Below are 19,820 nucleotides of genomic sequence, written 5' to 3'. Positions count from 1 at the left end.
AGAGGAGATCGCCACCCATGGACGCCACCACGCTCGCCAGCGCCGCGCTCGGCTCGGTCGTCGGGCTCATCCTCGCGCTTACGGGCGCGGGCGGGGCCATCGTCGCCGTGCCGCTGCTCGTGTTCGGCCTCGGGCTCGGGGTCGCGCAGGCCGCACCCATCGGGCTCTTCGCGGTCGCGCTCGCGGCGGGCATCGGCGCCCTGCTCGCGCTGCGCGAAGGCGCGGTGCGCTACAAGGCCGCCGCGCTGATGGCCGCCACGGGCGCGGTGATCTCGCCCGCCGGGCTGTGGGTCGCGCACCGCGTGCCGGACGCGCCGCTCACGCTCGTGTTCGCGCTAGTGATGGCGCGCGTGGCGTGGCGCATGTTCTGGCAAAAGCGCGGTCAGGAAAACGGTGCCGCGCACGCCCAGCAAAGCGAACCGTGCCCGCCCGACCTGCCCTGCCGGCTGAACCTCGAACGCGGCAAGCTCGACTGGACCGCGCCCTGCGCGCGGGCGCTCGCACTCTCGGGCGCGATGGCCGGCTTTCTCTCGGGCCTGCTCGGCGTGGGCGGCGGCTTCGTGATCGTGCCCGCGCTCAAGCGCGCGTCGGACATTCCGATGCAGGGCATCGTGGCCACCTCGCTCGCGGTGATTGCGCTGGTCTCGATGGCGGGCGTGGCCGTATCGGCGGCCAGCGGCCATATGCTCTGGCTCAACGCGCTACCGTTCGCGGCGGGCGCGCTCGCCGGCATGCTGGGCGGACGCGGCTTCGCGCGGCACGTGAGCGGCGCGCGGCTGCAGCAGTCGTTCGCGGTGTTCGCGGGCTGCGTGGCGCTGGGCATGGCCGTGAAGGCCGTCCATGCGATCGCGCTTGCGGGCACGATCTGATACCCGCGTAAAACCCGCGCACGCCTCCCGCATCAACCTTCGAAATCGAGCCCGCCCAGCAGCACTTCCGGCTCGCCTTGGGTGCGCGAGGCGAAGTCCAGCGGCCGCGCGGTCTCCCACGAGGCCAGCTTGCGCCCCAGTGCGTCCAGGTAATGCTCGAAGCGCGTCTCGCCGCCGGGCGCCATGAGGCGCTCGATCTCGTCGACGTCCCATGTGAGCGACACGTTCAACGCAAACGCATACGGATGCCGCAGCTCGCTCGGCGCGCCCAGGATACGCACGCGCGTGGGATGCCCGCGCCCCTCGCCCGGCACGACCTCCACGCGCACCGAGGGACCGAAATGGCTCGCGAGCGCAGCAGCGACACGCGGCGCGAATTCGACTTCGAAACGGTAAGCGGCGGCGCTAGTCATGCGCGGGTGTCTCCAGTTTTGAGTGTTTTGGGTGTTTCAGGTGTTTTGCGCGTCCTGAATCAGACTGTCTCGCGAGCGCGCCGTGTCGCGATGATGGTGGCGCGCAGCCCCTCGAACGAATAGAGCGCGAGCGCGACCCAGATCGCCGCGTAGCCGATCGCGCGCACCGAGCCGAACGGCTCGCCGTACACGAGCACCCCGGTGAGCAGCTGGAGCGTGGGCGTGACGTACTGGATCAGTCCGAGCATCGACAGCGGAATACGCCGCGCCGCCGCCGCGAAGAGCAGCAGCGGCACGGCCGTGATCGGCCCGGCGGCGACCAGCAGCAGCTTGATCCCGAGCGACGCATGCCCGAAATGGCTCGCGCCGGCCATGCCGATGATCGTCAGATAGACGATGGCGACCGGAAACAGCAGCACCGTCTCGAGCGCGAGCCCTTCGAGCGCGCCAAGCTGCGCGGTCTTGCGCAACAGGCCGTAGCCGCCGAAGGTCAGCGCGAGCGCGAGGCTGATCCACGGCGGCGCGCCGTTTTGCCAGGTGAGCCACGCCACGCCGAGCGCCGCGACCGCCACGGCGGACCACTGGAGCGCCCGCAGCCGCTCGCGCAAAAACGCATAGCCGAACAGCACGTTGACGAGCGGATTGATGAAATAGCCGAGGCTCGCCTCGACGATATGCCCCGCGTTCACGGCCCAGATGTAGATGCCCCAGTTGGCCGAAAGCAGCACGGCGCTCGCGGCGAAGCGCGCGATGAGCCGCTTGTCGCGCAGCGCGGGCCGCAGCCACGCCCAGCGGTGCCGCACCAGCAGCACGAGGACGATGAACACGAGCGACCACGCCATGCGATGCGCGAGCATCTCGAGCGCGGGAATCTGATGGAGCGTCTTGAAGTAGACGGGAAAGAGGCCCCAGATGGTGAAGGCGCACAGGGCGTAGGCGATGCCGGGATTCATGAGTGGTTTTATCGAGGCGAGGCAAGGCGAGGCGGTGCAGGCAACCGGCGATGTTATTCCGCGAATTTGCAAGGGGATTCAAACCACCCCTGCGCCGATCCGCCGGTTTTGCGACAATAGCGGATTTTCACCGCCAGCCTTTGCCGCTGTCCAGCCTGACGCTACGCTCTGTTTGGGTATGCGTGAGCGTTGCCGCGTCATCCGCGAGGCATGAACCCGCGGCCCCGTCGGTCGGCGGCCCTCTCTTTTCAACAGGAAAGCTGCGCGTTTTCGCGCGCGCCCGCGATGGTCCTACCTCATATCGATCCGCTCTATTCGCTCTCCGGCCTGCTGGTCGGGTTTCTGGTCGGCCTGACTGGCGTGGGCGGCGGCTCGCTGATGACACCGATCCTCGTGCTGCTGTTCCACGTGCACCCCGCCACCGCCGTGGGCACCGACCTGCTCTACGCGGCGGCGACCAAGTCGGCGGGCACGCTCGTGCACGGGCTCAAGGGCTCGGTGGACTGGCGCGTGACGCTGCGCCTCGCGACGGGCAGCGTGCCGGCGGCCACCATCACGCTGATCCTGCTGCACCGCTACGGCATGGACACACCGCGCGCCGGGCATCTGATCCAGTCGGTGCTGGGCGCGGCGCTGCTCATCACCGCGGTCGCGCTGATCTTCCGGCCGCAGCTCGCCGCGTTCGCGTCGCGCCATCGCCACGGGCCCAGCGAGGCGCGCACGCTGTTCTTCACGATCTTCACGGGCGCGGTGCTGGGCGTGCTGGTGTCGCTGACCTCGGTGGGCGCGGGCGCGATCGGCGTGACCGTGCTGCTGCTGCTCTATCCGACACTGCCCACGCTGCGCATCGTCGGCTCCGACGTGGCGCACGCCGTGCCGCTCACGCTGCTCGCCGGCGCGGGGCACTGGCTGCTCGGCTCGATCGACTGGTCGATGCTGCTTTCGCTACTGTGCGGCTCGCTGCCCGGCATCGCGATCGGCAGCATGCTGTCCTCGCGCGCACCCGAAAAGCTGCTGCGCGGCCTGCTCGCCGCGACGCTCACCCTCGTGGGCGCGCGCCTCGTGCTCGCCTGAGCGCCACGGCAGCCCGAACGCCAGCGCCGCTCAGGCGCGCGGCGCGCTGCTAAAGAAGCGGCCGTTCAGATCGGTCTCGAACTGGCGCAGCCACTGGCCGCGCGCGTCGATGCGGTAGGCCTGCGCCCAGGCTCCGCGCCGCACGATCACGAGCTCGCTGTGCTCGGGATCGTCGGGATCGGTTTCTCCATGGACATCGAAGTGAATCGGAGCAAAGCCGTGCCGCGCGCACGCCAGCTCGAACGCCGCCCGGTCGACGAGCGGCAGATCGGTGTAGCTATGAATAATCATGGCATTTCCCCGCAATGAAGCCGTGCGCGCCTCTGTAGAGCTCGCGCACTTACAACGTATACCCCTAAACGCGGAAATGTTGTGTGTCAGTCCACACAGGCGAGCGGGATATCGCTGAGCGACACCTCGCGGATGACAAAAAAGCCCCGGCAACCTGCCGGGGCCTGTCCGCACGGATCGTACCCCCGCTGTGCCCGCAATCGTGAGCACAGCGGGGTTATGCCGCGGGTATTACTGCTGCATGACCGTCAACTTGTTCGACACCGACTTCACGCCGGCCACGCCCTGTGCGACCTCACCGGCCTTGTCGATCTGCTCCTGAGCCGGCACCGAGCCCGTGAGCACGACCGCACCGTTGTGCGAGCGCACGGTGATGTTCGAGACGTCGATGCCCTGGGTCTTCGAGAGCGCCTTGCGCACCGAGTAGCCGAGCTTGCGGTCGACCTTCTTGGTCGAGGCCGGGGCCGCTGCCGCCGGAGCCGCTGCCGTGGCGGCAGCCGTGCCGCTCGCCGCCGAATTGTCCTGGGCGTACACGCTGCAGGCGACCGTCACGCAGGCTACTGCCGTCAGCGTCTTCAGAAAAGCGACCGATTTCATGTTTTCTCCTTGTTGCTTTCGCGTTGTTGCTTCACTCGTTGCGAGAATAGACCGCCTTCCCGGGCGGACGGACTGGCCGTCCGCCAGACCCGGTCCGGCGGCTTCGTTACGACACCCACGGGCAGCGGGCGAGCACGCGAAACGCGCGCCCGGACACTGCCATGGTCCGGACACGCTGCTGCGAGAGGCAAGGATGGAGTGGCACGCGACGGCACAGTCGACCGTTGCGACGGCAGTGGCGGTGCGTGACGGCTGTTCCGGTCGTCGGTCTTTTGTCGCCGCCGATGTGCCGGTTTGCCTCGCGCCTGCCTCGATTGCCTGATTACGCCGGGTAGTTTGTTATGGGTTGCACGGCCTCGTGGCGCGTGCTGCATGGCGCAAGCGCCATGGCGATCCACAATTTAGCCTGGCTGAGGCGCGAGTGCAAAGGGTTTAGCGGCGCGAGCCGCAGCGGACATGCCGTTGCAACGTCCAATCTCGGGTAACATCGGCTGGCATGGCGGCGCTGACGCGCTTTCGGGCACAACACCGGACGCAACACCGAACGCAAACCCGGACGCACCGCGCCGCGCAATTTTTCCCTGAATTTCCCGAGGCCCCTGCCCTTCCCCAATGAAGTTTCCCACCGGCCGCAAACCTCCTAATCCTACCCATCTCGTCGCCCGCTTCGTGGCGATTTCATGGCGCGACCTTGCGGTCTCGTTCGGCCCCATCCTGTTGATCAGCGCCGCCGCAATCTGGCTGGCCGTGCGCCTGATCCAGCCCGCCCCGCCCAGCACGCTCACGCTGAGCGCGGGCCCCCAGGGCAGCACGTTCTGGAACGCCGCCCAGAAGTACAAGACGATCCTCGCGCGCAACAACATCACCGTGAACGTGCTCGAGTCGGAAGGTTCGGCGCAGAACCTCCAGCGTCTGTCCGACCCGACCTCGCACGTGGACGTCGCGTTCGTCCAGGACGGACTGGCGAGCACGCCGCCCGAGGGCCTGGCTTCGCTCGGCAGCGTGGCCTACGTGCCGCTCGCGGTGTTCTATCACGGGCCGCCCGTGCGGCTGCTCTCCGAATTCGAAGGCGAGCGCATCGCCATCGGCGCCGAGGGCAGCGGCACGCGCGAGCTCGCGCTCAAGCTGCTCAAGGCCAACGGCATCGAGCCGGGCGGCAAGACCAAACTGCTGCCGCTCTCGGGCGACGACGCCGCGCGCGCGCTCGTCGAGGGCAAGATCGACGTGGCCTTCCTCGCGGGCGACTCCGCGCAGCCGCCGGTCATGGGGCGCCTGATGCGCATGCCGGGCGTGCGCTTCTTCGACTTCGCCCAGGCCGACGCCTACGCGCGCCGCTTCCCGTACCTCACGGCCATCACGATCCCGATGGGCGCGTTCGATTTCGGGCGCAACCTGCCCGCCGCGCCACTGCATTTCATCGCGCCCACGGCCGAGCTGGTCGCGCGCGATTCGCTCCATCCGGCGCTCTCCGACCTCCTGATCGAAGCGGCCAAGCAGGTGCACGGCAAATCTTCGCTGTTGCAGCGCGCGGGTGAATTCCCGGCGCCGCGCGCGCAGGACTTCCCGATCAGCGACGACGCCGCGCGCTACTACAAGTCGGGCAAGAGCTTCCTGTACCGCGTGCTGCCGTTCTGGCTCGCGAGCCTCGCCGACCGCCTGATCGTGGTGCTCGTGCCGATCATCGTGGTGCTGATCCCGGGCCTGCGGCTCGTGCCGAGCCTTTACGCGTGGCGGGTAAAATCGCGCATTTACCGCTGGTACGGCTCGCTCATCGCGCTCGAGCGCGCCGCGAACGCCGAGAACTCGCCCGCCGAGCGGCGCACGCTCACGCACCAGCTCGACAAGATCGAGGAATCGGTGAACGGCATGAAGATGCCGCTCGCCTACGCGGGGCAGTTCTACGTGCTGCGCGAGCATATCGGCTTCGTGCGCGAGCGACTGCTGGCCGTGCGCGAGCGGCTGTCGGCCATGGGCGATGAAATGGGCGATGAAATGGACGATGAAAGCGGCGGCCATACTGGTAACCCCAGCGGCGATGGCGTCCGGACTTGACCCACGCGCGGGCGCGCAAGACAGGCGCGCCTGCGAAAAAAGCAGCACGCAACAGCGAATTCGATCGATACTCGCGATCACTACTCGAAAACCACGCGAAAAGCGGGCCGCCGATGCGGCCCACAAGCAGCCCATATCGGAGGAAGAGCATGATCAGCGGCATCGACGCCAACCGGCCAGCCTGGTTCTACGACTTCGTGTCGCCGTTCTCGTATCTGCTGCTGGAGCAATACGACAAATGGCCGGGCTTCGACTTCGTGCCCACCCCGGTGATGCTGAGCGACCTGTACCGCCACTGGGGCACGCCGTACGGCTCGACGATTCCGGCCAAGCGCGTGTTCACCTACCGGCACGCGCTGTTTCGCGCGGAGCAGCTCGGCATTCCATTCAAGATGCCGCCCGCGCATCCGTTCGACTCGGTCAAGCCGATGCTGCTCGCCATCGCTGCCGGTGGCGAGTTCGCCTGCGTGCGCGAGATCTTTCGCTTCATCTGGCGCGAGGGGCGCGACCCGTCGAGCGAGGAGGGCTTCGAGCAACTGTGCGAACGCGTGGGCATCGAGCACGGCGAAGCGATGATTGAGCGGGAATCGGTGCGCGCGCAACTACGCCGCAACACCAACGACGCCATCGCGATGGGCGTGTTCGGCGTGCCCACCTTCTGGATGAACAAGCAGCTCTTCTGGGGCGAGGACACGCTGCCGATGGTGCTTTACTGCGCGCGCACGCCGAACTGGCTTGACTCGCGCGAGGTGAAGCGCATCAGCTCGCTGCCTTCGGGGCTCACGAAGCAGGACAAGGTATAGAGCGGGTGTAAAGCGGGTATAAAGCGGATGCAGCGAACGCCGTGCTTACCCCACCGGGCGGCGCGGCGCTCGCGCCGGGCCGCCCTGCTGATGCCGGTCATACCAGGCGCCCTATGGCGGCGGCGCACTCAGCGGAATATCGTTATATGTCGAGCCGCGCGCATGTGAAGTGCGCCAAGCATGAAGTGCACAGAACGCGCGGCACCTCCCCCCGAGCATACGCATTGCCATGGACGACACTGCCCTTTCTCTCGACATCTGGCTCGTGCGCGTGCTGCGCACGCTGCTGATCGAGCGCAGCGTCACGCAGGCCGCGCTACGGCTGAATCAAACCCAGCCGGCAATCAGCACGGCGCTGCGGCGGCTGCGCGAAATTCTCGGCGACCCCATCCTCGTGCGCGGCAAAGCGGGCATGGTGCCGACCGAATACGGCGAGTCGCTGCTGCAGCACGCGCAACGCGTGCTGCGCGACGTCGACTTCGTGGCCACGCCCCACGGCGACTTCGACCCGGAGCGCTCCAAACGCATCTTCCGCGTGGCCGCGCCCGACTATCTCAACGACTTCTTCATGCCGACGCTGATCGCCTGCTTTCGCGAGGCAGCGCCTTCGGCGCGTCTGGAGATCATTTCGCTGTCGCCTTCGCTCGATCATCACGCGGCGCTGGAGGCGGGCGAGATCGACATCGTGATCGGCAACTGGCCCAAGCCCGACCCGCGCTTCTCGCGCAGCGACCTGTTCACCGACAAGATCGTCTGCATGATGCGCGCCGACCATCCGCTCGCGCGCGCGCCGCTTACGCGCGACGCGTATCTCGCCGCGGTGCATCTGGCGCCCACGCCCTATACCGGCGCGAACGCGAGCCCCGTCGACCTGGGCTTCGCGAAAGCGGGCGCGCAACGACGCATCGTCGCGACGCTGCCCTACTTCGGGCTCGCGCCCCAGGTGCTGCTGCAATCGGATTTGATCTTCACGACCACGCGCCGCTTCGCGACGCATTACGCCAGGCTTTTGCCGATCGCCGTGGTCGAACCGCCGTTGGCGTTTCCGCGCATACGCTGCTACCAGATGTGGCATCCGCAGCCGGACCGGCCGAGCGATATCGACTGGCTGCGCGGGTTGATCGAGAAGGTGTCGGCGACGCTCACCGAGCCGGTGAGGAAGGGCAAGGCGCGCAAGGCGGGGGCTGGGCAGGCAGCGGGTAGTCCGGAATAACCATCAAGAACGTGCATCAGAAGGTGGCGGTGGCGCGTCAGTCGCATCGAACGCCTCGCGCACCGCACGCACGATAGCTTCGCGCAGGTTTGCCTCCTGGATAATAGGGAATTCCTTGCTCAGCTTGCCCGAAACGCTCCAGTGATTGTCGCGTATCGACCGGATGATCCGGTCGATATCCAGATTTGGACCATCGAGTAGTTCCTTCACGGAAGACCTCGCCCGATCCCAATTCCGGATCAGTTCGGCCTCCTGACGCATTTCCGTACGGATCGTTCTGTCTATCAACTCGGCCAGATATTCGACGTGCGCCGTGAGATCCGGATAGCGCCACGTGAATGACGCATCGTCGTAAGCGCCAAACGTGAAGTTCGACTTCACGCCATCGCCGAACTCGCGGTGCGCCTCGAAACCCGCGTATTCCTCGTAGCGTTGCATCAGTGGCCTGGACAGGACTTCGAGCACCTGGTCGTAAGCAGCAAGATGCTGAGGCTTGCTGGTAATGGCCGATGAAACGGGCAGGATAAAGGGCTGCGGAACTGCGTTGTCGCGGCGCAGAACGTCGTTGATCAGAAAACGATGCACACGGCCGTTGCCATCGGCCAACGGGTGAATGTAGACAAACCCGAACGACACCGCTGCCGCCCGCACAATCGCCGAGGCCCCCGTCGTGTGTGTCAGGAACGCATCGAGCCCCTCGATCATTCCACCAACGTCCTCCCAGCGGGGGGCGATATAGTGAATGACGTTGAGGAAATGGTCTATCGCGCCGACAAACACCGGCGACTGCCGCAGACCGAAATGCTTGAGGGTAGTCCGCTCGCCGATGATTTCCCGTTGCAGTTCTGTAAGCGCGCCAATTTCCAATGGGTTGGCATAGGTGCCCATCCGCGCTTCCATGACCGCCGCGAAGCGTTTGATACGATCTCTTTTATCCGACTCGTGCTCGATCTGGAAACTGGCGCGGCTTTCCTTGAACGTCAGCCACGCCGCACTGCGCCGCAGCACGTCTACACCGTACTCCGCCTGAAGCGCATCGAGTTGGGCCGCGCAATCGTAGGCTTCTGCTTGCTGCACGAGATCCGTGCGTCGCACCGTGACACGGAATTCGCGGCGGCCAGGTAGATTGTCACGCACGCGCCACCGGGAATTGTTGCGAGCAGACGTGCTGACCAGACAAGCACGCGGGTCGAGTGCGTCCACATAGCCACCGTTAGCCACCGCCGGAACGCCGGCGAGTTGACGGCCCATGAGCCACTCGTACAGGAAGCCCACACGCCGGGCATATTGGCCGGTTCGTTCAGCGAGAACCCAATCGCGAATCTCGGCTTCCGGAATAGCGTTGAAAAGCCTGGCGAGCGGCTCCAGGAAAACACCCTCGTGTTTGAGCGCAAAGGTCAGATGGGCTGGCAGCGTATCGGCCGGCTTCATCGCTGCGGTATAGGCTTCCCTTACGGTGCCGTTATGGTGGATAGTTCGCCGTGTTGCACCGATTTCGCTCTCGATAAAAACGCTAACTCGCAACACCAAGAACCGAGCGTCCGGACAAAAAAACACCCCAAACGCAGGATGGCGTCCAACGTTTGGGGTGCAGCTCACGGCAGAAACGAAATTTTTTCGCCCACCTGCCCCTGCTCGGGTTCAGGTGGTCACTCGAGCTTCAAACGCGCGCGAACCTCGTCGCGCTCGCGGTCTGGCCCGCAGCAGAAAGCGGCACGCGCATCTGCATCAACTGCGCGGCCACGGCAACCGCAATCGACGAAGGCGCCTTGTCGACGATGCCCGGCACGCCGATCGGGCAAGTCATCTCGCCCATGCGCTGCGCCGCCACGCCGCGATCGATCAGGCGGCGCTCGAACTTCACGCGCTTGGTCTTCGAGCCGATCAGCCCGAACCACGCGAAATCGCCGCGCTCCATGATGCGCAACGACAGATCGAAATCGAGCGCGTGGTTGTGCGTCATCACGATGAAGTACGCGCCCGGCGGCGCCTCGTCAACGATCGCGGCGGGCGTGTCGGTCGCCTCGATCTGCACGTTGGCCGGCACTTCGTCGGGAAAGAGCTCGTCGCGCTCGTCCACCCACTGCACTACGCACGGCAGCGTGCCGAGCAGCGTGACCAGTGCATGACCCACGTGCCCCGCGCCGAACAGCACGACATGCATCGGCCCATAGTGCGGCACCGGCGTGCCGCGCCGACCGATCACGACGTGCCCCGCGGCGTCGATCCGCTCACAGTGATTGGCGCTTTTATTCGCACGGCTTGTCATCTGACGAGACTCCTTTAAAGCATCGCACTCGATCGCACTAGATCACACTCAAGCGCGCGCCATCGTCCGCACCGCGCGCACGCCCTTCAAGATTTCCTCGGCGGTCGCGGGCGCATTCATCGGCGGATTGAAGCGGTAGTCGGCCACGCTCGCCACGGCGTCGCGAATCGCGAAGAACACCGAGAACGGCAGCAGCAGCGGCGGCTCGCCCACGGCCTTCGAGCGATGAATGCTGTTCTCGACGTTGCGGTTCTTGAACAGCTTCACGTTGAACTCGACGGGCGTGTCGTTCACGGTCGGGATCTTGTAGGTGGACGGCGCGTGCGTCATGAGCTTGCCGTCCGGCTTCCACCACAGTTCCTCGGTCGTGAGCCAGCCCATGCCCTGAATGAAGCCGCCTTCCACCTGCCCCACGTCGAGCGCGGGATTCAGCGAGTCGCCCGCGTCGTACAGCGCGTCGGCGCGCAGCACGCGCATTTCTCCCGTGAGCGTGTCGATCACGACTTCGGAAACCGCCGCGCCATATGCGTAATAGTAAAACGGGCGGCCTTGCAGCGTCTTCTGATCCCAGTACAGCTTGGGTGTCGCGTAGAAGCCGTCCGACCACAGTTGCACGCGCGCGAAATAGGCCTTCGAGATGAGCGTCTCGAACGGCACGACCTCGTCGCCGACAATCACGGTGTCGTTGGCGAAGCGCACCTCGGCGGCGCTCACACGGCCCTCGCCCCACGTCGCGGCGGCGAGCGTGGCCAGCCGCTCGCGCAGCTGGCGCGCGGCGTCCTGCGCGGCCTTGCCGTTCAGGTCGGTGCCCGTCGATGCAGCGGTCGCCGAGGTGTTGGCCACCTTGCTCGTGTCGGTCGCGCTCACGCGCACCCGGCCGAAATCGATGCCAAGCTCGTGCGCCACCACTTGCGCGACCTTGGTGTTCAGGCCCTGGCCCATTTCCGTGCCGCCGTGGTTCACGAGCACGGAACCGTCGGTGTAGATATGGACGAGCGCGCCCGCCTGGTTGAAGTGCGTGACGTTGAACGCGATGCCGAACTTCACCGGCGTGAGCGCGATGCCTTTCTTGAGCACCGCGTTGTTCGCGTTGAATTCACGGATCGCCGCACGGCGCGCGTGATAGCCGCTCGTTTCCACGAGTTCGTCGATGAGCTCGTGAATCACGTTGTCTTCGATCGTCTGGCCGTACGGCGTCAGGTTCTTGTCCGTCTTGCCGTAGAGGTTGCGGCGGCGCACTTCGAGCGAGTCGATGCCGAGCGAGCGCGCGATGTCGTCGATGATGTACTCGATCGCGAACGCGCCCTGCGGGCCGCCGAAGCCGCGGAACGCGGTGTTCGACTGGGTGTTGGTCTTGCCGCAGTAGCCCGCGATGGAAACGTCCGGCAGCCAGTAGGTGTTGTCGAAGTGGCAGACGGCGCGCGTCATCACCGGGCCGGACAGGTCGGCCGAGAAGCCGCAGCGCGAGGTCATGTCGACCGAGATGCCGTCGATCGTGCCCGCGTCGTCGTAGCCCACTTCATACGTGTAGTGGAAGTCGTGGCGCTTGCCGGTGACCATCATGTCGTCGTCGCGGTCCGGACGCAGCTTCACGGGGCACAGCAGCTTCCACGCGGCAAGCGCCGCGCAGCACGCGAACAGGCCCGACTGCGATTCCTTGCCGCCGAAGCCGCCGCCCATGCGGCGGCATTCCACCAGCACGTTGTGCGAGTGCACGCCCAGCACGTGCGCGACCAGATGCTGCATTTCGCTCGGGTGCTGCGTCGAGCACCAGACGTGCATGCCGTCGTCGTCCTTCGGCACCGCGTAGGCAATCTGGCCTTCCAGATAGAACTGCTCCTGGCCGCCCAGCAGCATTTCGCCTGCGTGGCGGTGCGCGGCGCGCGCGGCGCGCGTGGAGGCATCGCCGCGTGCGAGCTTCATCGGAGGCAGCACGTATTGCTCGGCGGCGCGCGCCTGCTGCGCGGTGAGCACGGCGGGCAGCTCTTCGTACTGCACTTCGGCGCGGCGCGCGGCCTGGCGCGCGATGTCGTGCGAGGTCGCCACCACGATGAACATCGGCTGGCCCACGTACTGCACCACGCCATCTGCCAGAATCGGGTCGTCGTGGATGATCGGGCCGCAGTCGTTCACGCCCGGAATGTCACCGGCGGTGAGCACGGCCACCACGCCCGGCGTCGCGCTCACCTTGCCGAGATCCATCGAGACGATGCGCGCATGCGCCTTCTGCGAGAGGCCGAGCGCCGCGTGCAGCGTGCCCGCCACGAGCGGAATGTCGTCGGTGTAGGTGGCGCGCCCGCTCACGTGCAGGTGCGCCGATTCGTGGGCACGCGAGACGTGCACCTGCGCGAAATCTTCGCGCGCCTTCGCTTCTTCCAGGAACGGTTCGGCTTGCTGGTTCATTGTTTCGATCTCCGTATGTTGTCCGCTTTGATCCGCTTCCTGGGGTATCAGACTATTTCCGCCGCAACCGCGCGCACGTTGAGCGCTTCGGGTGCGAGCGGATTGTTCGGCCGCGTTTCGAGCCAGAAGCGATACAGCGTGTTCTTCGCGGCTTCGAGGCGGTAGTCGCTCGTCGCGCGCATGTCGGAGAGCGGGGCGTAGTCGTTGGCGAGCGCGATCATCGCGGCCTGCGCGGTAGCTTCGTGCCATTGCGCGTCGGCGAGCACGCCTTCGGCATGGGCCGCGCGCTTGGGCGTCGCGGCCATGCCGCCAAACGCGATGCGCGGCTCGCGGATCGTATCGCCGTCGGCGATAAAGGCGTACGCGGCGCACACGGCCGAAATATCGGAGTCGAAGCGCTTCGAGATCTTATAGGTGCGGAACTGCAGGTTCGCGCGCGCGCCGGTGCGGGTCGGCACTTTCAGCGCGAGCACGAATTCGTGCTCGGCCATGTCCTTTTTCTGGTACGCGAGGTACAGGTCTTCGAGTGGCATCTCGCGCACCGTGTCGCCGCCGCGCAGCACCACGCGTGCGCCCAGCGCGATCAGGCCCGGCATCGAATCGCCGATCGGCGAGCCGTTCGCGACGTTGCCGCCGATCGTGCCCGCGTTGCGGATCGGCAGCGAAGCGAAGCGCTGCCACATCTCTTCGAGTTCGGGATAGTGCTTCGCGAGTTCGGCGTAGCCGCGCTCGACGGTGACGCCCGCGCCGATCTCGATCCACGCGTCGCTCACCTCGATCTGGCGCATCGCCTCAACCTGGCCCACGTAGACGATGTCGCCGAGTTCACGCATCTGCTTGGTGACCCACAGGCCGATGTCGGTGCTGCCCGCGAGAATGCGCGTATTGGGGCGCGCGGCCTTGATCGCGGCGAACGCGTCGACGGTGCGCGGCGCGTCGTATTGCTGGCCGTCGTGCTCGTAATGGAAGGTCTCGCCGCGCTCGAGCGTGGCGAGCGTCTGCGAAAGCGCCTTCACGTCGATAGGGGCCTTGGGCGCATCGGCCTTGAACATCTGCTCGGCGGCGTCGAGGATCGGACGATAGCCGGTGCAGCGGCACAGGTTGCCGGTCAGCGCGTTGGCGATCTCGTCGCGCGAAGGCACGCTGCAAGCGGCCTTGCCGGGGCAGCCTTGTCCAGCCGGAGCTCCTTGAGTGCCCTGCCCGGCGTGCTCATGGCCATGCTTTTCGTAGAGCGCCCACATCGACATGACGAAACCCGGCGTGCAGAAGCCGCATTGCGAGCCATGGCAATCCACCATCGCCTGCTGCACGGGGTGCAGCGACCCGTCAGGCTGGCGCAGGTCTTCGACGGTGAAGAGCGCCTTGCCGTCGAGCGTCGGCAGGAACTGGATACAGGCATTGACGGCCTTGAAGCTCACGCCGCCTTCGGCCGTGCGCTCGCCGACGACGACCGTACATGCGCCACAGTCGCCTTCCGCACAGCCCTCCTTCGTGCCGGTGCAGTGCGCGTCTTCGCGCAGGTACTGGAGAACAGTACGGGTGACGTCCGCGTCGCTGACTTCACGGATCGCGTTACGGTGATAAAAGCGGATCGGCTGACTCATGGTTTTTCGTCTCGTCGTGTTCTGCGGCTCGCAGGACGCCCCGAATGGAGGTGCGTGTGCCGCGCTTCTGTGGACGGTACGAAAATTAACACCGCCAATATCACGAACCCATAGGCAGAGGTACATGGGCGTTATATCGTTATCGCGATGAATCATTAAGTCATGCGCGAGCTGGGCTTATATGGCCGGAGAATGGCCGAATCGCACGATTTATGTTTAATTTCGCGCGAATCGGCCGTCAAGCGGCGGAGAAATCACTGGTTTCGCCGCGTGGAGCACTTTCTCCATACCAGCAGAAGAACCGGTTCCATGGGACAATCTCGCCTTTCCCGCCGTTATCCATCCGTATTTCCCCCATGTCCGCCGATTCAGCGCCCCAGCGCAACGCCGCATCGACGACCTTGCAGATCATCCCGGTCGTCTTTTTCACCTTCCTCTGCTACCTGACCATCGGCATTCCGCTCGCGGTCCTGCCAGGCTACGTGCACAACGACCTCGGCTTCAGCACGATCGTGGCCGGCGGCGCAATCAGCGTGCAATACATCGCGACGCTCTGCTCGCGGGCGCTGGCCGGGCGCTCGGCCGATACGCTCGGCCCCAAGAAGACGGTCACCAACGGCATGATCCTCTGCGGCACGAGCGGCGTGCTGCTGCTCCTCGCCACGCTCGTCGCACACTGGCCGGCGCTCTCGCTCGCGCTGCTCGTGACGAGCCGGCTCGTGCTCGGCTGCGGCGAGAGCCTCGTCGGCACCGGCGCGATTCTCTGGGGCATCGGCCGCGTGGGCACCGCGAACAACGCGCGCGTGATCTCGTGGAACGGCATCGCCACCTATGGCGCGCTGGCGCTCGGTGCGCCGCTAGGCGTGGAAATGGTGCATTACCTCGGCTTCTGGTCGCTCGGCGTTTCGGTGATCGCGCTGGCCGCGCTCGGCTTCTGGCTCGGGCGCCCGATCGCGCCGGTGCCGATCGTCCATGGCGAGCGCATGCCCTGGCGCAGCGTGCTCACGCGCGTGCTGCCGCATGGCCTCGGCCTTGCGCTGGGCTCGGCGGGCTTCGGCTCGATCGCCACCTTCATCACGCTGTTCTACGCGGCGCGCCACTGGCCCAACGCGGCCTTCGCGCTCACGCTGTTCGGGCTCATGTTCATCGGCGCGCGCCTGTTGTTTTCGAACACGATCAAGACCTTTGGCGGCTTTCGCGTAGCCATCGCCTCGTTCTCGTGCGAATGCGCGGGTCTGGTGCTGCTGTGGCTCGCGCCCACGCCCACGGTCGCGCTGATGGGCGCCGCGCTCACGGGCTTCGGTTTCGCGCTGGTGTTCCCCGCGCTGGGCGTGGAGGCGGTCAGTCTCGTGCCGGCCGCGAGCCGTGGTGCGGCGTTGTCGGCATATTCGGTGTTTCTCGACCTCTCGCTCGGCATCACCGGGCCGCTCGCGGGCTATGTGGCCAATCTGTTCGGCTACGGGTCGGTATACCTGTTCGCGGCCATTGCGGCTGCCGCGGCGGTGGCGCTGTCGGTCTCGCTGCATCGCAAGAGCGTGCAAGGCGCGGCATCGAAGGCGGAATAGTCGCGCGGGAAAAAGCGCGGAATCCACCTAAAAGAGAAAGCCGCACCGGGGCGCATGCGCCGGGTGCGGCTTTTTTTGCGGGCGCGGCGGCATCGCGCCGCCGCGCCCGTCTTGCTGGCTTACTACTTCACCGCATTCGGGTCGAGCTTCTTGCCCGTGGCCGCGTTATAGCGCTCCACATACTCCGCCGTGAGCTTGCGTACCGCACGGCCGATCTTGCGGTAATCCGATTCGTTCAGATTCGCGAGCGACACGCGGCCCGACGGATGCGCCGTGCCGAAGCCCTTGCCCGGCAGCAGCACGACGCGCGCGTCGCTGGCGAGACGGAATAGCAGCTCGTTAGGCTGCGCCTGCTTCAGGAGCCAATTGACGAACTCGCGCCCGTAGAGCTTCTCGCCGTAGTACTCCATGTCGAGAATCGTGTAGTAGTCGACCGTGTTCGGATCGGCTTCGTCGTAGGCGATGCCCATTTCCTCGAAGAGCGCGCGCTTGCGACTGCGGATCAGGCGCTTCAACGCATTCTTGTACGAGTCGGGCGTATCCATCAGCGAGAACAGCGAGAACAGCACCATCTGCACCTGCTGCGGCGTCGAGAGGCCCGCCGTGTGATTGAGCGCGACGGTGCGGCTGTCCGCGACCAGACGGTCGATGAATTTGAGCTTGTCCGGCTCCGTCGTGATCGACTTGTAACGCTCGTGCAGGAGCTTCTTCTCATCCTTCGGGAGCTTCGCGATTGCGGCGTCGAGCACGTTGTCCTGGTGCGTCGCGATGGTGCCCAGACGCCAACCCGTTGCGCCGAAGTACTTCGAGTAGGAGTACACGAGAATCGTGTTCTTCGGTGCGAGCGCGAACAGCGAGACGAAGTTGTCGGCGAAGGTGCCGTACACGTCGTCGGTAAGGAGGATGAGGTCCGGGCGCTCCTTGACGATCTCGGCAATGTATTCGAGGCTCTCGTCGCTAATCTTCACCGAAGGCGGATTGCTCGGATTCACGAGGAAGAACGCCTTGATCTTCGGGTCGCGCAGCTTGTCGAGCTCCTTCTTCGAGTACTGCCAGTTGTTCTCGACGGTCGCGTTGAGATGCACGACGTTGAGCTGGTAGTCGTTGAGTTCGGGAATCTCGATGTACGGCGTGAAGATCGGCATGCCGAGCGCGATGGTATCGCCCGGCTTGATCAGGAAGTTCTCGCGCATCGTGTTGAAGATGTACGTCATGGCCGCGGTGCCGCCTTCCACCGCGAACGTGTCGAACTCGCCCACGAACGGATGCTTGCCGATCATCTCGCGGCGCAGGTACTGCGCGACGATTTTTTCGGACAGCTTGAGCATGCGGTCCGGCACGGGATAGTTGCAGGCCAGGATGCCTTCACACATTTCGTACAGGAAGTCGCCCGCCGACAGGCCTAGCTGGTCGCGCACGTACGACACCGCACCGCCGATGAAATCGATGCCCGGCTGGCCCTTGTTCTCGCGCAGGAACTGGTCGAAGCGCTCGACGATGCCGGCGCGCTGCGGGAAGCCGCCCACACCCTCGGGCATATAGGAGAACGAGCGCTCCGATTCGCGCATGGCGAACAGGCCCAGCTGCCAGAAGCCGTGACGCGGAATCGTGGCGAGGAAGTTGGGATTGCCGCGGCCCGCATTGAGCATCGCGTAGTTGGCCGGGCGCTCGGTTGCGCCGCCGCCCGCCGCCTTGATCAGCTCGTCCTTGAGCTCGAACGGGCTCAGTGCTTCGATGCCTGACTTTTCCTTCGATTCAGCTTTACCTTTTGCCATGATGCTCTCCATTGGAAGACGTTGAGCGCGCCGCCGCTGCATGTGCTCGATGCACAGTGCGAGTGCGGCACGCGACTTCAACTAATTGATGCAGACGGGCCTGCGCCTATGGCGACTGTTCACGCAGCCCGAATTGCGCGGCCCGATTGACTTCATGTCACGCAAGACCCACCACGAGCGGCCCGAGCAGCGTGAGCAGCACGTTGGCGATCGCGTAGGTGATGGCGAACGGCGCCGTGGGCACGGCGCTCTCGGCCTTGTCGAGAATGCCGCCGAAGGCCGGGTTCGCACTGCGGGAGCCGGACAGCGCGCCCGCGAGAATCGCCGCGTTGTTGTACTTGAGGACGTAGCGGCCAAACAGCATCGTGAGAATGAGCGGCACGATGGTCACGACCACGCCGAGCAGGAAGATCGTGATGCCGCTCTGCTTGATCGTCACCACGGCCTGCAGGCCCGAATTCAGCCCCACCACCGCAACGAACGCCGCCAGACCGAAGTCCTTGAGCAGTTGCGAGGCGGCCGGCGGCATCACGCCGTACATCGGGTGCTTGCCGCGCATCCAGCCGAACAGCAGACCCGCGAGCAGGCAGCCGCCGCCCGAGCCGAGCGTGAGCGGAATGCCGGCCACGTTCACGACGACGAGGCCGATCAGCAGGCCGAGCACGAGGCCAACGCCCATGTAGATGAAGTCGGTCTTGTTGCTGTAGGCGAGCTCGTAGCCGGCGTCCTGCGCGACGCGCCTGGTGTCGGTCGCGGTACCGTAGACGGTGATCACGTCGCCGTGCTCGAGCTTCGAGCCCGGCAGCAGCGCAACGGGCTGCCCGGCGCGCTCGATCTTCTCGATGTAGACGCCGTGGCGCAGGTCGCGATCGACGTTCTTGCGCACCTCGGCAATCGTCGTGTGGTTCATGCCCTTCTTCGTGAACACGATCTGGCGCGTCTGCATCACGAGGCTCATGCCGCCGGAGTCCGGCATTTCCGGTCCGATCAGCGCGCCCACTTCGACCATCTGCTCGCGGCGGCCCACGACCAGCACGAGGTCGTCGCGGCTCAGCACGAAGTCGGGCGTGGCGTCGACGACCTTGCCCGCGCGGCGGATCTTCTCGACGGCGACGAAATCCTGCTGGGCCAGTTCGATCTGCTTGACCGTCTTGCCGGCTGCGGCCTCCACGCGGAACACGCGGCCGAACAGTTCGGGCAGCGCTGCGAGCTGGCCCGGCCCTGCCGTTGCGGCACCGCCCGCCATTTCGCGCTCGGCATCCATGGAGGCGTCCTTGAGGCTGCGGCCCATGAACTTCGGCAGGATGTTCACGCAGACGATGATCGCGCCGAGCGAGCCGAACACGTAGGTCACGGCATAGCCGATCGCGACGTCGGCCTGCATGGCCTTGACCTGATCGGGCGGAAGGCCGAGACGCGCGATGGCGTCGCCCGCCGTGCCGATGATCGCCGATTGCGTCATGCCGCCCGCAGCGAGGCCGGCGGCGAGGCCCTTGTTGAGGTGAAAGAGCTTCGCGCAAACGAGCACGGTGGCGAGACCCGCGACGGCCATGAACACGGCCATGGCGATTTCGCGCAGCGTCTTGCGGTTGAGCGAGTTGAAGAAGCCCGGACCGGAGTCATAGCCCACGGCGTAGATGAAGACCGCGAACATCACCGCCTTCACGCCGTTGTCGATCGTCACGCCAACCTGGCTGATCACCACGGCGGCGAGCAGCGACCCGCCTACGCCGCCGAGCTGAAACTTGCCGAAGTTGATCTGCCCGACCCAGTAGCCAACGGCCAGTGAGAGGAACAAGGCGATTTCCGGGGATTTGTGAAAGATGTCATGTAGCCATTCCATCGTGCCCTCGCATGGTTAGAAGTGACTGCTTGCTGCCGTTGAAGTTGGACGGCCGGTTGGACAACCGGTTGTAAGCCGGACGGACGACCTGACGAA

16 protein-coding genes are annotated in these 19,820 nt (G+C 65.7%); 6 read left to right on the top strand and 10 right to left on the bottom strand.

The genetic code is table 11. The features are described 5' to 3' along the window. Positions 1 to 17: 17 nt before the first annotated feature. Positions 18 to 869, top strand: a complete 852-nt coding sequence (locus tag NH14_RS10585; RefSeq protein WP_035526666.1) for a sulfite exporter TauE/SafE family protein — start codon at positions 18 to 20, stop codon at positions 867 to 869. Between the two features lie 32 nt (positions 870 to 901). Here NH14_RS10585 and NH14_RS10580 read toward each other — a convergent pair whose 3' ends face one another. Both NH14_RS10580 and rarD read right to left on the bottom strand, forming a co-directional pair. After that, positions 902 to 1,282, bottom strand: a complete 381-nt coding sequence (locus NH14_RS10580; RefSeq protein ID WP_035526669.1) for a DUF5594 family protein — start codon at positions 1,280 to 1,282, stop codon at positions 902 to 904. 59 nt (positions 1,283 to 1,341) lie between these two features. Further along, the gene (rarD, locus tag NH14_RS10575) at positions 1,342 to 2,235 is read right to left on the bottom strand and encodes an EamA family transporter RarD (protein WP_035526671.1); all 894 of its coding nucleotides are present in this window, start codon (positions 2,233 to 2,235) and stop codon (positions 1,342 to 1,344) included. A gap of 285 nt (positions 2,236 to 2,520) precedes the next feature. Between rarD and NH14_RS10570 the strand changes: the two genes are divergently transcribed. Next, the gene (locus NH14_RS10570) at positions 2,521 to 3,309 is read left to right on the top strand and encodes a sulfite exporter TauE/SafE family protein (RefSeq protein ID WP_035526674.1); all 789 of its coding nucleotides are present in this window, start codon (positions 2,521 to 2,523) and stop codon (positions 3,307 to 3,309) included. 30 nt (positions 3,310 to 3,339) lie between these two features. Here NH14_RS10570 and NH14_RS10565 read toward each other — a convergent pair whose 3' ends face one another. Together NH14_RS10565 and NH14_RS10560 are read right to left on the bottom strand one after the other, a co-directional pair. Beyond that, the gene (locus NH14_RS10565) at positions 3,340 to 3,600 is read right to left on the bottom strand and encodes a hypothetical protein (protein WP_035526677.1); all 261 of its coding nucleotides are present in this window, start codon (positions 3,598 to 3,600) and stop codon (positions 3,340 to 3,342) included. A gap of 231 nt (positions 3,601 to 3,831) precedes the next feature. Next, positions 3,832 to 4,197: a BON domain-containing protein gene (locus NH14_RS10560; RefSeq protein ID WP_035526679.1), complete on the bottom strand. Its 366-nt coding sequence runs from the start codon at positions 4,195 to 4,197 to the stop codon at positions 3,832 to 3,834. Positions 4,198 to 4,809: 612 nt separating this feature from the next. On the opposite strand from NH14_RS10560, the gene NH14_RS10555 reads away from it, so the two are divergent. The 3 genes from NH14_RS10555 to NH14_RS10545 all read left to right on the top strand — a co-directional run bounded on the left by NH14_RS10555 (position 4,810) and on the right by NH14_RS10545 (position 8,265). Continuing rightward, a complete protein-coding gene (locus tag NH14_RS10555) occupies positions 4,810 to 6,249 on the top strand; it encodes a TAXI family TRAP transporter solute-binding subunit (RefSeq protein WP_052148061.1) in 1,440 nt (479 codons plus the stop codon). Positions 6,250 to 6,398: 149 nt separating this feature from the next. Continuing rightward, positions 6,399 to 7,052, top strand: a complete 654-nt coding sequence (locus NH14_RS10550; RefSeq protein ID WP_035526682.1) for a 2-hydroxychromene-2-carboxylate isomerase — start codon at positions 6,399 to 6,401, stop codon at positions 7,050 to 7,052. A gap of 229 nt (positions 7,053 to 7,281) precedes the next feature. Further along, positions 7,282 to 8,265, top strand: a complete 984-nt coding sequence (locus tag NH14_RS10545; RefSeq protein WP_035526685.1) for a LysR family transcriptional regulator — start codon at positions 7,282 to 7,284, stop codon at positions 8,263 to 8,265. Positions 8,266 to 8,268: 3 nt separating this feature from the next. Here NH14_RS10545 and NH14_RS10540 read toward each other — a convergent pair whose 3' ends face one another. From NH14_RS10540 to xdhA, 4 genes are all read right to left on the bottom strand, one after another. Then, positions 8,269 to 9,696: a Fic family protein gene (locus NH14_RS10540; protein ID WP_152617148.1), complete on the bottom strand. Its 1,428-nt coding sequence runs from the start codon at positions 9,694 to 9,696 to the stop codon at positions 8,269 to 8,271. A gap of 229 nt (positions 9,697 to 9,925) precedes the next feature. Then, positions 9,926 to 10,534 (bottom strand): xanthine dehydrogenase accessory protein XdhC, encoded by a 609-nt coding sequence (gene xdhC / locus NH14_RS10535; RefSeq protein WP_052148062.1) that lies wholly within the window; start codon positions 10,532 to 10,534, stop codon positions 9,926 to 9,928. A 48-nt stretch (positions 10,535 to 10,582) separates the two neighbouring features. After that, the gene (gene xdhB, locus NH14_RS10530; RefSeq protein ID WP_035526690.1) at positions 10,583 to 12,937 is read right to left on the bottom strand and encodes a xanthine dehydrogenase molybdopterin binding subunit; all 2,355 of its coding nucleotides are present in this window, start codon (positions 12,935 to 12,937) and stop codon (positions 10,583 to 10,585) included. A gap of 47 nt (positions 12,938 to 12,984) precedes the next feature. Beyond that, positions 12,985 to 14,541 (bottom strand): xanthine dehydrogenase small subunit, encoded by a 1,557-nt coding sequence (gene xdhA, locus NH14_RS10525; RefSeq protein ID WP_035526693.1) that lies wholly within the window; start codon positions 14,539 to 14,541, stop codon positions 12,985 to 12,987. 356 nt (positions 14,542 to 14,897) lie between these two features. On the opposite strand from xdhA, the gene NH14_RS10520 reads away from it, so the two are divergent. Beyond that, positions 14,898 to 16,106 (top strand): MFS transporter, encoded by a 1,209-nt coding sequence (locus NH14_RS10520; RefSeq protein ID WP_035526696.1) that lies wholly within the window; start codon positions 14,898 to 14,900, stop codon positions 16,104 to 16,106. Positions 16,107 to 16,228: 122 nt separating this feature from the next. Here the strand turns inward: NH14_RS10520 and NH14_RS10515 are convergent, their stop codons facing one another. Together NH14_RS10515 and aspT are read right to left on the bottom strand one after the other, a co-directional pair. Then, a complete protein-coding gene (locus NH14_RS10515) occupies positions 16,229 to 17,881 on the bottom strand; it encodes a bifunctional aspartate transaminase/aspartate 4-decarboxylase (RefSeq protein ID WP_035527022.1) in 1,653 nt (550 codons plus the stop codon). Between the two features lie 157 nt (positions 17,882 to 18,038). Then, on the bottom strand, positions 18,039 to 19,724 hold the full coding sequence (aspT, locus tag NH14_RS10510; RefSeq protein WP_035526699.1) for an aspartate-alanine antiporter: 1,686 nt from the start codon (positions 19,722 to 19,724) through the stop codon (positions 18,039 to 18,041). Between the last annotated feature and the right edge of the window lie 96 nt (positions 19,725 to 19,820).

It is taken from the genome of Paraburkholderia sacchari, from assembly GCF_000785435.2.
Taxonomy (GTDB): domain Bacteria; phylum Pseudomonadota; class Gammaproteobacteria; order Burkholderiales; family Burkholderiaceae; genus Paraburkholderia; species Paraburkholderia sacchari.
Note: the sequence above shows the minus strand (reverse complement) of the source record. Positions and strands in the feature narration are given on the sequence as shown.

Excerpts from the sequence above, each read along its gene's own strand:
- NH14_RS10585 (WP_035526666.1), top strand. The coding sequence starts at position 18 with ATGGACGCCACCACGCTCGCCAGCGCCGCGCTCGGCTCGGTCGTCGGG.
- NH14_RS10545 (WP_035526685.1), top strand. The coding sequence starts at position 7,282 with ATGGACGACACTGCCCTTTCTCTCGACATCTGGCTCGTGCGCGTGCTG.
- NH14_RS10550 (WP_035526682.1), top strand. The coding sequence starts at position 6,399 with ATGATCAGCGGCATCGACGCCAACCGGCCAGCCTGGTTCTACGACTTC.
- rarD (WP_035526671.1), bottom strand. The coding sequence starts at position 2,235 with ATGAATCCCGGCATCGCCTACGCCCTGTGCGCCTTCACCATCTGGGGC.
- NH14_RS10555 (WP_052148061.1), top strand. The coding sequence starts at position 4,810 with ATGAAGTTTCCCACCGGCCGCAAACCTCCTAATCCTACCCATCTCGTC.
- NH14_RS10560 (WP_035526679.1), bottom strand. The coding sequence starts at position 4,197 with ATGAAATCGGTCGCTTTTCTGAAGACGCTGACGGCAGTAGCCTGCGTG.
- NH14_RS10565 (WP_035526677.1), bottom strand. The coding sequence starts at position 3,600 with ATGATTATTCATAGCTACACCGATCTGCCGCTCGTCGACCGGGCGGCG.
- aspT (WP_035526699.1), bottom strand. The coding sequence starts at position 19,724 with ATGGAATGGCTACATGACATCTTTCACAAATCCCCGGAAATCGCCTTG.
- NH14_RS10570 (WP_035526674.1), top strand. The coding sequence starts at position 2,521 with ATGGTCCTACCTCATATCGATCCGCTCTATTCGCTCTCCGGCCTGCTG.
- NH14_RS10540 (WP_152617148.1), bottom strand. The coding sequence starts at position 9,696 with ATGAAGCCGGCCGATACGCTGCCAGCCCATCTGACCTTTGCGCTCAAA.
- NH14_RS10580 (WP_035526669.1), bottom strand. The coding sequence starts at position 1,282 with ATGACTAGCGCCGCCGCTTACCGTTTCGAAGTCGAATTCGCGCCGCGT.
- xdhA (WP_035526693.1), bottom strand. The coding sequence starts at position 14,541 with ATGAGTCAGCCGATCCGCTTTTATCACCGTAACGCGATCCGTGAAGTC.
- xdhB (WP_035526690.1), bottom strand. The coding sequence starts at position 12,937 with ATGAACCAGCAAGCCGAACCGTTCCTGGAAGAAGCGAAGGCGCGCGAA.
- NH14_RS10515 (WP_035527022.1), bottom strand. The coding sequence starts at position 17,881 with ATGGCAAAAGGTAAAGCTGAATCGAAGGAAAAGTCAGGCATCGAAGCA.
- xdhC (WP_052148062.1), bottom strand. The coding sequence starts at position 10,534 with ATGACAAGCCGTGCGAATAAAAGCGCCAATCACTGTGAGCGGATCGAC.
- NH14_RS10520 (WP_035526696.1), top strand. The coding sequence starts at position 14,898 with ATGTCCGCCGATTCAGCGCCCCAGCGCAACGCCGCATCGACGACCTTG.